11 protein-coding genes are annotated in these 11,981 nt (G+C 71.6%); 7 read left to right on the forward strand and 4 right to left on the reverse strand.

Annotated elements, in window-relative coordinates; genetic code table 11:
- Positions 1-146 precede the first annotated feature (146 nt).
- The 5 genes from ACWDZ7_RS18160 (at position 147) to ACWDZ7_RS18180 (ending at position 4,633) form a co-directional block, all read left to right on the forward strand.
- Positions 147-947 carry a crotonase/enoyl-CoA hydratase family protein gene (locus tag ACWDZ7_RS18160; protein ID WP_451798006.1) on the forward strand — a complete coding sequence of 267 codons (801 nt, stop codon included), beginning with the start codon at positions 147-149 and terminating at the stop codon, positions 945-947.
- A gap of 67 nt (positions 948-1,014) precedes the next feature.
- Positions 1,015-1,977: a Zn-ribbon domain-containing OB-fold protein gene (locus ACWDZ7_RS18165; RefSeq protein ID WP_451798008.1), complete on the forward strand. Its 963-nt coding sequence runs from the start codon at positions 1,015-1,017 to the stop codon at positions 1,975-1,977.
- Entirely contained in the window at positions 1,978-3,060 is a 1,083-nt protein-coding gene (locus ACWDZ7_RS18170; protein WP_451798010.1) for a thiolase domain-containing protein, read from the forward strand.
- An 8-nt stretch (positions 3,061-3,068) separates the two neighbouring features.
- Complete coding sequence (locus ACWDZ7_RS18175; RefSeq protein WP_451798114.1) at positions 3,069-4,283, forward strand: thiolase domain-containing protein; 1,215 nt, start codon at positions 3,069-3,071, stop codon at positions 4,281-4,283.
- Between the two features lie 107 nt (positions 4,284-4,390).
- Positions 4,391-4,633 (forward strand): DUF397 domain-containing protein, encoded by a 243-nt coding sequence (locus ACWDZ7_RS18180; protein WP_451513989.1) that lies wholly within the window; start codon positions 4,391-4,393, stop codon positions 4,631-4,633.
- Between the two features lie 29 nt (positions 4,634-4,662).
- Here ACWDZ7_RS18180 and ACWDZ7_RS18185 read toward each other — a convergent pair whose 3' ends face one another.
- Together ACWDZ7_RS18185 and ACWDZ7_RS18190 are read right to left on the reverse strand one after the other, a co-directional pair.
- The gene (locus tag ACWDZ7_RS18185; protein WP_451798012.1) at positions 4,663-4,794 is read right to left on the reverse strand and encodes a hypothetical protein; all 132 of its coding nucleotides are present in this window, start codon (positions 4,792-4,794) and stop codon (positions 4,663-4,665) included.
- Positions 4,770-5,276, reverse strand: a complete 507-nt coding sequence (locus tag ACWDZ7_RS18190; RefSeq protein ID WP_451798014.1) for a hypothetical protein — start codon at positions 5,274-5,276, stop codon at positions 4,770-4,772. Before ACWDZ7_RS18190 ends, ACWDZ7_RS18185 begins: the two co-directional genes overlap by 25 nt.
- A gap of 236 nt (positions 5,277-5,512) precedes the next feature.
- Here ACWDZ7_RS18190 and ACWDZ7_RS18195 point away from each other — a divergent pair, with 236 nt between their 5' ends.
- Both ACWDZ7_RS18195 and ACWDZ7_RS18200 read left to right on the forward strand, forming a co-directional pair.
- The gene (locus ACWDZ7_RS18195; RefSeq protein WP_451798015.1) at positions 5,513-6,013 is read left to right on the forward strand and encodes a hypothetical protein; all 501 of its coding nucleotides are present in this window, start codon (positions 5,513-5,515) and stop codon (positions 6,011-6,013) included.
- Positions 6,014-6,173: 160 nt separating this feature from the next.
- A complete protein-coding gene (locus tag ACWDZ7_RS18200) occupies positions 6,174-8,537 on the forward strand; it encodes a glycoside hydrolase family 95 protein (RefSeq protein WP_451798017.1) in 2,364 nt (787 codons plus the stop codon).
- Positions 8,538-8,562: 25 nt separating this feature from the next.
- Here ACWDZ7_RS18200 and ACWDZ7_RS18205 read toward each other — a convergent pair whose 3' ends face one another.
- Positions 8,563-10,551: an N-acetylmuramoyl-L-alanine amidase gene (locus ACWDZ7_RS18205; protein WP_451798019.1), complete on the reverse strand. Its 1,989-nt coding sequence runs from the start codon at positions 10,549-10,551 to the stop codon at positions 8,563-8,565.
- Positions 10,552-10,778: 227 nt separating this feature from the next.
- The gene (locus ACWDZ7_RS18210) at positions 10,779-11,963 is read right to left on the reverse strand and encodes an aminoglycoside phosphotransferase family protein (protein ID WP_451798020.1); all 1,185 of its coding nucleotides are present in this window, start codon (positions 11,961-11,963) and stop codon (positions 10,779-10,781) included.
- Positions 11,964-11,981: the final 18 nt, after the last annotated feature.

Here is an 11,981-nt window from a genome sequence, read left to right on the forward strand (position 1 = left end):
CCCCTGAGTGGGAAGGGCTCTCGCAGAAAGAAACTGACTGACTGTCAGAAAAGTATTGAACTGGCTCCCCGCCTACTGCAACCTGTTCCAGGTCCGGAGGCGACAGGCCGGCCGTTCGGTGGCCGTCGATGGAGGGAGCACGGCACATGGGTGGGACGGAACACCTCTCCGTGCGGCGCGAAGGCGCCACACTGATCCTCACGCTGAACAGGCCCGAAGCGAAGAACGCCCTCTCGCTGTCGATGCTCGTGGGCCTCTACGACGGCTGGGTGGCGGCCGACGAGGACGACGCGGTCCGCTCGATCGTGCTGACCGGCGCGGGCGGCGCGTTCTGCGCGGGCATGGACCTCAAGGCCCTCGCGGGCGGCGGGATGGAGGGCGAGCGGTACCGGGACCGGATGAAGGCCGACCCCGATCTGCACTGGAAGGCGATGCTGCGCCACCACCGGCCCCGCAAGCCGGTCATCGCCGCCGTCGAGGGGTACTGCGTGGCCGGCGGCACGGAGATCCTCCAGGGCACCGACATCCGCGTCGCCGGCGAGTCGGCGACCTTCGGCCTCTTCGAGGTCCGGCGCGGCCTGTTCCCCATCGGGGGCTCCACCGTGCGCCTTCCGCGCCAGATCCCTCGTACGCACGCACTCGAAATGCTGCTCACCGGGCGGCCCTACTCGGCGGCCGAGGCCGCCGCGATCGGCCTCGTCGGGCACGTCGTACCGGACGGCGCCGCACTGGAGAAGGCGCTCGTCATCGCCGAGCAGATCAACGGATGCGGGCCACTCGCCGTGGAGGCGGTCAAGGCATCGGTGTACGAGGCCGCTGAGCTGACGGAGACGGACGGCCTGGCGGCCGAACTGGAACGGGGATGGCCCGTCTTCGACACCGCTGACGCGAAGGAGGGCTCCAGAGCCTTTGCGGAGAAGCGGGCGCCTGTGTACCGGCGGGCGTAGGCCAGTGGCACAGCCCCGCGCCCCCTACGGGGCTCCTTCCATCCCCTGAGTGAAATGGAGTTCGCCCATGGCGTCCGGCCCGTCCCCCGATGTGCTCCGTGCTCCTCTTGTCGTCGAGTTTCCGTTCACGCGGTCCCTCGGACCCGTGCAGAGTGCCTTTCTGACCGGGCTGCGGGAACGCACCGTGCTCGGTGTGAAGACCGGTGACGGACGCACGCTCGTGCCGCCCGTCGAGTACGACCCCGTGACCGCCGAGGAGATACGTGACCTCGTCGAGGTCGGCGCCACGGGGACCGTCACCACCTGGGCCTGGAACCACGAGCCTCGCCGCGGCCAGCCCCTCGCTACCTCCTTCGCCTGGGTCCTGGTGAAGCTGGACGGCGCCGACACCGCCCTGCTGCACGCCCTCGACGCCCCCGGCCCGGACGCCGTGCGCACCGGCATGCGCGTCCGCATCCGCTGGGCCGCCGAACGCGTCGGCGCGATCACGGACATCGCCTGCTTCGAGCCGTACGACGGAGAGGGCGGGGGCCGGCGAAGCGCGCCGCACAGCGGTGAGTTCGCCGAACCCGTCACCGGGATCGTCGCGCCCGCCCGGCTCGATTACACCTACTCGCCCGGCCGCGCCCAGTCCGCGTACATCCACGCCCTCTCCGAGCGGAAGACCGTCGGCGAGCGCTGCCCCTCCTGCCGCATGGTGTACGTCCCGCCCCGGGGCGCCTGTCCCACCTGCGGGGTCGCCACGGCGGAGCGGGTGGAGGTCGGGCCGCGCGGCACCGTCACGACGTACTGCATCGTCAACATCAAGGCGAAGAACCTCGACATCGAAGTGCCGTACGTGTACGCGCACATCGCCTTGGACGGCGCCGACCTCGCGCTGCACGCGCGCATAGCCGGCATCCCCTACGACGAGGTCCGCATGGGCCTGCGCGTCGAGCCGGTGTGGACCGAAGGCGGCCGCTATCCCGAGCACTACCGGCCCACGGGGGAGCCCGACGCCGACTACGACATGTACAAGGAGCTGATCTAGATGGCGCCGCCCCGCAAGCCGTCCGTGCCGCGGCCCGCCCGCGACGTCGCCGTCGTCGCCTTCGGGCAGACCGACCATCTGCGCTCCACCGACGAGCTGTCCGAGGTCGAGATGCTCATGCCGGTACTGCACGAAGTGCTGGCCGCCACCGGTCTGAAGACCAGCGACATCGGGTTCACCTGCTCCGGCTCCTGCGACTATCTCGCGGGCCGCGCCTTCTCCTTCACGATGGCGCTCGACGGGGTGGGCGCCTGGCCGCCGATCTCCGAGTCGCACGTCGAGATGGACGGCGCCTGGGCGCTGTACGAGGCGTGGACGAAGCTGCAGACCGGCGAGACCGACACCGCGCTCGTCTACTCCTACGGCAAGTCCTCGCCCGGCTCCGTACGCGATGTACTGACCCGGCAGCTCGACCCGTACTACGTCGCCCCGCTCTGGCCCGACTCCGTGGCGCTCGCCGCCCTCCAGGCTCAGGCGCTCATCGACGCGGGCGAGACCGACGAGCCCGCGCTGGCCGGGATCGCCCACCGCAGCCGGGCCGACGCCACCGCCAACTCCCGCGCGCAGCTGTCCGGTTCGGTCGCGCAGGGCGAATACGTCGTACGTCCCCTGCGCACCGGCGACTGCCCGCCGGTCGGAGACGGAGCCGCCGCCGTGATCCTCGCGGCGGGGGAGCGGGCCCGGGAGCTGTGCGAGCGGCCCGCGTGGATCCGGGGCATCGACCACCGCGTCGAGGCCCACGCACTCGGAGTGCGCGACCTCACCGACTCACCGTCCACGCGCCTGGCCGCCGAGCGCGCCGGAGCCTTCGAACGCCCCGTGGACACCGCAGAGTTGCACGCCCCGTTCACCGCACAGGAGGTCGTCCTGCGCAAGGCCCTGAAGCTCGGTGACGACGTCGCGGTCAACCCGTCGGGGGGTGCGCTCGGCGCCAACCCCATGATGGCCGCCGGACTCATCCGCATCGGCGAGGCCGCCGCCCGCATCCACCGAGGAGCCTCGGACCGCGCCGTCGCGCACGCCACCTCGGGGCCCTGCCTCCAGCAGAACCTGGTGGCCGTCCTGGAAGGAGAGACCCGATGAGCGGTTCGATGAGCGGTTCGGGGAGCAGTTCGGTGGGCGGTTCGGTGGGCGGTTCGGTCGGCAAGGAGCCCGTCGCCGTCGTCGGAATCGGCCAGACCAAGCACGTGGCCGCACGGCGTGACGTGTCGATCGCGGGCCTGGTCCGTGAGGCGGCCAAAAGCGCCCTGGAAGACGCCGAGTTGACCTGGGCCGACATCGACGCCGTCGTCATCGGCAAGGCGCCCGACTTCTTCGAGGGCGTCATGATGCCGGAGCTGTACCTCGCCGACGCCCTCGGCGCCGTCGGCAAACCCATGCTCCGCGTGCACACGGCCGGCTCCGTCGGCGGCTCCACGGCACTCGTCGCCGCCAACCTCGTCGCGGGCCGCATCCATGGCACCGTCCTGACCCTCGCCTTCGAAAAGCAGTCGGAGTCCAACGCGATGTGGGGCCTGTCGCTGCCCATCCCCTTCCAGCAGCCGCTGCTCGCGGGGGCGGGCGGCTTCTTCGCCCCACACGTACGCGCGTACATGCGGCGCACGGGCGCCCCCGACACGGTGGGCTCCCTCGTCGCGTACAAGGACCGCCGCAACGCCCTGAAGAACCCCTACGCGCACCTCCACGAGCACGACATCACCCTGGAGAAGGTCCAGACCTCGCCCATGCTCTGGGACCCGATCCGCTACTCCGAGACCTGCCCGTCCTCCGACGGCGCCTGCGCGATGATCCTCACCGACCGTGCGGGCGCGGCCCGTTCGCCCCGGCCGCCCGCCTGGATGCACGGCGGCGCGATGCGCAGCGAGCCGACGCTCTTCGCGGGCAAGGACTTCGTCTCCCCGCAGGCCGGCAAGGACTGCGCGGCCGACGTCTACCGTCAGGCGGGCATCGCGGAGCCCCGCCGGGAGATCGACGCCGTCGAAATGTACGTGCCGTTCTCCTGGTACGAGCCGATGTGGCTGGAGAACCTCGGCTTCGCGGCGGAGGGCGAGGGCTGGAAGCTCACCGAGTCCGGCGTGACGGAACTGGACGGCGACCTCCCCGTGAACATGTCCGGCGGCGTCCTGTCGACCAACCCCATCGGCGCCTCCGGCATGATCCGTTTCGCGGAGGCGGCACTTCAGGTGCGCGGTCAGGCGGGAGAGCACCAAGTACCGGGGGCGCGCAAGGCACTTGGGCACGCCTATGGAGGCGGCGCCCAGTTCTTCTCGATGTGGCTCGTCGGGGCCGAACCGCCCACCACCTGACGCCACCGGCGCGCCGGACGGAGCGCACTCCTTGCTCCGCGACCTGTCCGGCGCCCGAAGCGAAAGCTAGGCTGACGCCGGACGACGCATTTGGGAGGAGCACGGACGTGGCCGAAGGCACCATTCAGCAGCATCCATTCGCGGGCTGGGACAAGCCGGAGCTCGACCTCAGCAGTGCCGACTGGCGATCGAGCAGCGAAGGGCGCGGGGACGTGGAGATCGCCTTCGTCGAAGGTTTCGTCGCGATGCGCAACGGAGGCCGGCCTGAGGGCCCGTCCTTGATCTTCACTCCGGCGGAGTGGGGGGCGTTCGTGCACGGCGCGCGTGCGGGGGAGTTCGATCTGACGTAGAGCGTGCTCGCCGCGCTGATGTGCCTGGGCTAGCGGAGTACGACGCAGCCCTTGCCCTCAAGCGTCCGGAGGAGGTCCTCGTGGACGTGGGTGTCGTTCCATCGGAGGTCCAGCTTCTCCAGGGACGGCAACTCGCTCAGCCAGTCGGGGAGATGGCGCACCTGATTCCCGCGGAGGTCGACGCGGCGGAGCAGGGGCAGACCGCGCTGGTGGTGGCGGGGTCGCCGGCCGGGCGAACGACCGCCGGGGCGCGGGTGCCTGCGGGCAGGGCGTCATCGGTGGCCGTGCGGTTGCCCGCAGTCGGGGTCTCGCTCCCGGTGTGGTGGTCTTCTGCGGCGGTGCGGGGGTCGGCCAGTACGCGGTCGTCGTCCTCGGTGAGACGGTGGCCGGCAGCCATGCGGCCGCCCACCTCGGTGCCGCCGCCCGCGCGCGTGCCGCCCTCGACCCGCCCGGTGGCGTCCACGCGCCCACTGCCCTCGACACGCTCGGTGGCGCCCACGCACCCACCGCCCTCCGCACCGGTGCTGCCTTCCGCGCCCGTGCCGGTGTCCACGCGCGTGCCGGTGTCCACGCCCGTGCTGCCCTCCGCGCCCGTGCCGGTCTCCGCACCCGTGCCGCTCTCCCCGTCCGTGCGGTCGTCCACTGTCCTGCTCCCTCCCCGTCCCTGCTTCTGCCCCCGCCCCTCCCCCGCGCCGTCGATCTCGCCCCCGGTTCAGCCCGCAACCGAGCGCCCCCCACCGGCCCCACCCACGCCGATTTCTCCCCGCGAGGCTACTCGGTGTGCGGTATCCGGCCATGGACCCGCACCGCCCCGCCGCCCCCCGCCGACCAGCCGCGCCCCCGCGTCGGTAAACGTCGGCGGCCACGTACCATGGGCGCATGTCCTTCCTCCGCCGCCGCAGCTCCGCCACCCCCGCGGGCCCGGACTTCGATGTACTGGCCATGGATCCCGGTGACTGGCCCGGCAATCTCGGCGCGGGTCTGCTGCCCGCCCCCGACGGCAGCTGCCAGGGCGTGTTCCTGCGCTACGACCTGTTCGGCGGGCGCGGCCCCGCCATGATCATCGGCAACCTCCCCGAGGGTTCCCCCGCGCGCGAGACCGCCGAGGGCGAGGTCCCCTTCGAGGTGGCCCAGCTGCTCCTGGCCCTGGAGAACGACGAGGAGATCACCGTCGTCTCGACGGAGGACATCCCGGTGATGCAGGGGGACAACCTCCTCATCGTGCGCCGCCTGAAGCTCTCGGAGAGCCGCATCTCCTGCGTGCAGTTCGACCGCAGCGACAACGTCCTGGTGACCATCGCCGCCTGGGACCGGCCGATCACCGACGACCTGTACGCCCTCCTGAAGCCGCTGCCCGCGGAACTCTTCCAGCAGGCTTGACCGCCCTCGGCCGGACCCGAGCGCCCCGCCGACCCCGCACTTCCGTCCAAGCACCGCCCCGTTCCGTCCAAGGAGCGGGGCGGTTTTCTGTCTTGTCAGGGCAGTCATCGGACTTTTAACGTGATCCGTCATGACTCAGGGGATCACGCGAAGGACCACCATGAAGTCCGCACTCGGCAGCGCAGCAGTTCTCGCGGCGGGAAGCGGGGCGCTCGACGACGTCGAGGCGGCTGATACATCGGGTGAATCGACCCTCTGGTACGCCGCTCCCGCCGAGGACTGGGAGCGCGAGGCCCTGCCCATCGGCAACGGCGCCCTCGGCGCCATGGTCTTCGGCACCCTCGCCTCGGAACGGCTGCAGTTCAACGAGAAGACCCTGTGGACCGGCGGCCCCGGCTCGAAGGAGGGCTACGACTTCGGCAACTGGCGCGCCCCGAGACCCGGCGCCCTCGACGCCGTGCGCGAGGAGCTTGACGCCAAGAGCCGACTCTCCCCCGACGCGGTCGCCGCGCGGCTCGGCCAGTCCCGCCGCGGCTACGGCGCCCACCAGACCTTCGGCGACCTGCACATCGACGTGCCCGGCGCCCCGGCCCCCGACGCCACCACATACCGCCGCGCCCTCGACCTCGACCAGGGCCTCGCGACCGTCACCTACCGCCACGAACAGACGCGCCACCACCGTGAGTTCTTCGCCTCGTACCCGCACCGAGTGATCGTCGGCCGCCTCTCCGCCGGCCGCGCCGCCCAGGTCACCTGCACCCTCCGCTACACCTCGCCCCGCGCCGACTTCACCGCGAAGGCGGACGACGACCGGATCACCGTACGAGGTCAACTCGCCGACAACGGCCTGGAGTTCGAGGCTCAGCTGCGGATCCGGCACCAGGGCGGCACACGCGTCGCGCACGACGACGGCAGCGTCACCGTGACCGGCGCCGACCACGTGTGGTTCGTCCTCGCCGCGGGCACCGACTACGCCGACACCTACCCCGACTACCGGGGCGAAGACCCGCACGCGGCCGTCACCCGCGCCGTCGACAAGGCGATCGGGACGGGCCACGCGGCGCTGCGCGCCCGCCATGTGCGCGACCACCGCGCCCTGTTCGGCCGGGTCGGCCTCGACCTCGGCCAGGCCCTGCCCGCCGACGTCCCCACCGACCGGCTGCTCAAGCGGTACGGGGAAAAGCAGGACGGGGGCAAGCAGTACGGGGACAAGCAGGACGGGGAAGCGAGCGGCGCCGCCGACCGGGCGCTCGAAGCGCTGTTCTTCCAGTACGGGCGCTACCTCCTCATCGCCTCCTCGCGCCCGGGATCACTGCCCGCCAACCTCCAGGGCGTCTGGAACAACAGCACCACCCCGCCCTGGTCGGCCGACTACCACACCAACATCAACCTCCAGATGAACTACTGGCCCGCCGAGGCCGCCAATCTGGCGGAGACCACCGCTCCGTACGACCGTTTCGTCGAGGCCCTGCGCACGCCCGGGAGGCGCACGGCCAAGGAGATGTTCGGCAGCCGCGGCTGGGTGGCGCACAACGAGACCAACCCCTACGGCTTCACCGGGGTCCACGACTGGTCGACCGCCTTCTGGTTCCCCGAGGCCGCCGCCTGGCTCACCGCGCAGCTCTACGAGCACTACCGCTTCGGCGGCTCCACGAACTATCTGCGCTCCACCGCGTACCCGGCGATGAAGGAGGCCGCCGAGTTCTGGCTCGACAACCTCCGCACCGACCCGCGCGACGGCACCCTGGTCGCCACGCCCAGCTACTCGCCCGAGCACGGCGACTTCACCGCGGGCGGCGCCATGGCCCAGCAGATCGTCCACGACCTGCTCACCAACACGCTGGAGGCGGCGCGGGTGCTCGGCGACTCGCCGTCCTTCCGCGCCGAGCTGGAGAAGACCCTGGACGGCCTCGACCCCGGCCTGCGCATCGGCTCCTGGGGCCAACTCCAGGAGTGGAAAGCCGACATGGACGGTGAGAGTGACGACCACCGGCATGTCTCCCACCTCTACGCCCTGCACCCCGGCCGGCAGATCGAGCCCGGCAGCCGGTGGGCCGAGGCGGCGAAGGTCTCCCTCACGGCGCGCGGCGACGGCGGCACCGGCTGGTCCAAGGCGTGGAAGATCAATTTCTGGGCGCGGCTGCGCGACGGCGACCACGCGCACAAGATGCTCGGCGAACAGCTCAGGTCCTCCACGCTGCCCAACCTCTGGGACACCCACCCGCCGTTCCAGATCGACGGCAACTTCGGCGCGACCGCGGGCATCGTCGAGATGCTCCTGCAGAGCCACCACGACGCGATCGAGATCCTGCCCGCGCTGCCCGCGAGCTGGCCCGACGGCTCGGTGCGCGGCCTGCGCGCACGCGGCGGCGCGACCGTCGACATCACCTGGGAGACCGGCCGCGCCACCCGTATCGTCCTGAAGGCCTCGCGCACACGCGAACTCACGGTGCGCGGCGACCTGTTCAGAGGCGGTACGACGACGTTCAGGGCGCGGGCCGGACAGCGCTACGTCTTCGACTAGGTCTGCCCCCACGCCAAGTCCGGCGTCACGACATCGACGGGACCACCCGTACGTCCGCCGCCCGCACATACCCGATGCGGTGCCCGTACTGGATCACGTAGTACATGTCCTTGCCGCGCACCACCTTGTGCGGCGTGGTGTCGAACGTCGGCGCGTAGAAGTACTCGCCCGGCACCTTGTCGCCGATCACGTACTTCTGGCCCGCCAGGATCTTGTACGGCAGCGGGGAGACGGCCTGCACGGGCACGCCCGCCGGGTAGGCCTCCTTCTCGGGGTACGCGCGCCCGTACACCGGGACCTCGCTCGCGCCCTCCTTCGGCGTCACCACGAGCCCCTTCGCGTCGACGGCGGTGGGCTGCTTCTTCGGGTTCTTGAACCAGGCCTTCTGGCCGAGGTACCAGACGGCGGTCCAGTCGCCCTGGCGGTCGGCGACCGCGTACCGCTGACCGGTGGAGAGCCGAGCCCCGACGTCGTTCACGTCGATCGTCGAGTCCTGGCCGCCCGGACGCTTGCCGATGTCCTTGATCAGCGGCGCGTCGTCACGCGGCGCGGTGTGGACCCGCACCGCCGCCGAACCGTGCGGCACGCACTTCTCACCGGGCTTGGCGCAGCCCGTGTACTCCGGCCTGTTCGCCGAGTACTCGGGGGCCACCGTCACGAGACCGCCGTTCGGGCCCGCCGTGCGGTGGAACGGCTTGCCGAGCAGGGTGAAGTAGTGCTGCCAGTCCCAGTACGGGCCCGGGTCGGTGTGCATCCCCGGGATGGAGGACGAGACCGGGCCCTGGACGTTGTCGTGGCCGAGGATGTGCTGGCGGTCCAGCGGGATGTCGTACTTCTTGGCGAGGTACTTCACCAGACGGGCCGACGTGCGGTACATCGCCTCGGTGTACCAGGTGTCGGGAGCGGTCAGGAAACCCTCGTGCTCCAGGCCGATCGACTTGGCGTTCACGTACCAGTTGCCCGCGTGCCAGGCGACGTCCTTGGCCTTCACGTGCTGGGCGATGTGGCCGTCGGTGGAGCGCAGGGTGTACTGCCATGAGACGTAGGTCGGGTCCTGCACCATCTTCAGGACGCCCTCCCACCGCCCCTCGGTGTCATGGACGATGATCGAGTCGATGCTCTGGCTCTTGGGCCGGTTCGACAGATCGTGGTTGCCGTAGTCCGGATTCCCGTTGGGGTCCTTGAACTCCTCGTACGGCGCCGGGATCCACTCGCACGACACGGTCCTCGGGCACTCCGTCTCACCCGCGGCCGCCTCGCGCAGCCCCATGCGCTTCAGCTGCGCCGCGTCGGGCCGCAGACCGGGCACCGCAGGGAGCGCCACGCGCTGGCCCGCGTCCGTGGTGCGCCGCTCGCCGTCGCGGATGACGGCGAACACGTCATTGGCGTACGTCGCCGCCGTCGCCTCGTCGTCCGCGCCGGAGAAGCGGGCGATCGCGCCGTACCAGTCGGCGGGGTCGGCGCTCAGCGGCCTGCCGAGCTTCTTCTGGGCCGCGACGAGCAGAGCGGCGCCGCCCTCCACATTCGCGGCGGTGTCGGTACGCAACTCCTCCGCCGACAGGCCGCTCAGCTCGGCCGCGCGGGGCAACGTACTGAGCCGCGCCGGGAGTTCGGACTCCTCCGGGATCTCCGCCTTGGGCGGCGGCATCGGGCGCGAGGTGTCGCCGCGCGGGTCCTCCTCGCCCTCGCTGTGGTGCGGGGCGGAGGCCAGAGCGGTGCGCGCGTCGGTGAGGTGCATGGGGCCGTAGCCGCCGGTGACGCTGGCCGCGCCGCCGTGCGCGTCCCAGCGGGACTGCAGATACGAGACGCCGAGCAGCACGCTCTGGGGCACGCGGTACTCGGCGGCGGCGGACGCGAAGGCGCCCTGCAGCTGTGTGGTGGACGGCTCTCGGGAAACGCCGGATGACGGGGCGGCGCCGAGCAGCGGCACGAGCAGGCCGGCCGACGCGAGGGCGCCCGCCGTCCTGATGGTGCGTCCGCGCGCCGACGAGGTACGGGCGGTGGTTCCTCGCAATGCAGCCTCCTGGGGCTCCTGGGCCGATGAAGCGTGGCGGGGCGTGCGGGGCCGGGCGTGCGTCAGTGGTACCGGCTCTCCGACGATCCGTCAATCATGCCCAGGAGAAGGGGGAGGAGGCGGTGTCGGCATAGGCCGGTATGCCCTTCCCGACGACATGGGCCAGAGGCATACGAAAGTCCGCGGTGCGCCCCTGTCCTGGGCGTACCGCGGACCTCCGGTCCCCGTCAGCGAGTGCCGACCGCCGCTCGCACGGCCCGGCGGGCCATCTGGCAGTCGTCGTGCAGCCGCCTCAGGAGCAGCCGCTGTTCCTCGCCGGACGGCGCAGCACCGGGGTGGGCCGGGACCGGTGCCGCCGGGGCCGATTCGTGCATCGAACGCTGCACGGCCGTTTCGTACGTACGGATCTCGCGGGTCAGCACCAGCATGAGATTGACCAGGAACGCGTCGCGCGCCGCGGGCCCCGCCGACTGCGCCAGCTGACTGATCTCGCGCCGCGCCACCGGGGCGTCGCCGAGGACCGTCCACAGCGTCGCCAGGTCGTAGCCCGGCAGGTACCAGCCCGCGTGCTCCCAGTCGACCAGGACGGGCCCGGCGGGCGAGAGCAGGATGTTCGACAGCAGGGCGTCGCCGTGGCAGAACTGCCACATGGCCTCGGGGCCCTCTCCCTGGTGGACCGCCGAGTGCGCGATGCCGTGCAGCAGCTTCTGCAGGTCGCCCATGTCGCGGTCCGTCAGCAGGCCCAGCTCGTGGAAGCGGGAGATCCGCCTGCCGTAGTCCATCGGCCTGCCGAACATCTCCGCCGGCGGCCGCCACTGGTTCAGGCGCAGCACGGAGCCGAGCGCCGCCCGGATGTCCGCCCGCGGCGGGGCCTCGACCGGATGCCGCTGCAGTGCCGCCACCCGTCCCGGCATCCGCTCGATCACCAGTGTGCAGTCCTCGGGATCGGCGGCGATCAGCCGAGGCGCACGGACCGGCGGGCGGTGCCGGACGAACGAGCGGTAGGCAGCTATTTCGTGCCGGATCCGGTCGGCCCACAGGGAAGAGTGGTCCAGTAAACACTTGGCGACGGCGGCACCGCGTCCTGCCGTACCGACGAGCAGTACGGTGCGGCCGCTCCGGCGGAGCACCTGCACGGGGTTGAACTCCGGACAGATGCGGTGCACCGAGGCGATCGCGGTACGCAGTTGCGCCCCCTGGGGGCCGGACAAGTCGAGTCTCCCGCTGAGCGGTTGTGCGCCGGATCCCGGTGCGCGACGCGTCCGGCCGGCACCGAGCTGCGCGGCGGAGGGCCGCACCGGTTCCAGATAGGGGCCGCCCGAGGAAGGGGGCACCTCGCGGCCACGGGGGGCCGGGGGGCGCGGGCGAAGCGGCCGGGGCGGGGCGGACACGGAGGACGATGCTGCGTACATGGGCGATACAGATCCCTT

This window comes from Streptomyces sp. NPDC003032 (assembly GCF_053591415.1).

What these genes read in the sequence shown, in the direction of transcription:
- ACWDZ7_RS18160 (WP_451798006.1), top strand. Translation starts at nt 147, where the DNA reads ATGGGTGGGACGGAACACCTCTCCGTGCGGCGCGAAGGCGCCACACTG.
- ACWDZ7_RS18165 (WP_451798008.1), top strand. Translation starts at nt 1,015, where the DNA reads ATGGCGTCCGGCCCGTCCCCCGATGTGCTCCGTGCTCCTCTTGTCGTC.
- ACWDZ7_RS18170 (WP_451798010.1), top strand. Translation starts at nt 1,978, where the DNA reads ATGGCGCCGCCCCGCAAGCCGTCCGTGCCGCGGCCCGCCCGCGACGTC.
- ACWDZ7_RS18175 (WP_451798114.1), top strand. Translation starts at nt 3,069, where the DNA reads ATGAGCGGTTCGGGGAGCAGTTCGGTGGGCGGTTCGGTGGGCGGTTCG.
- ACWDZ7_RS18195 (WP_451798015.1), top strand. Translation starts at nt 5,513, where the DNA reads ATGTCCTTCCTCCGCCGCCGCAGCTCCGCCACCCCCGCGGGCCCGGAC.
- ACWDZ7_RS18200 (WP_451798017.1), top strand. Translation starts at nt 6,174, where the DNA reads ATGAAGTCCGCACTCGGCAGCGCAGCAGTTCTCGCGGCGGGAAGCGGG.
- ACWDZ7_RS18210 (WP_451798020.1), bottom strand. Translation starts at nt 11,963, where the DNA reads ATGTACGCAGCATCGTCCTCCGTGTCCGCCCCGCCCCGGCCGCTTCGC.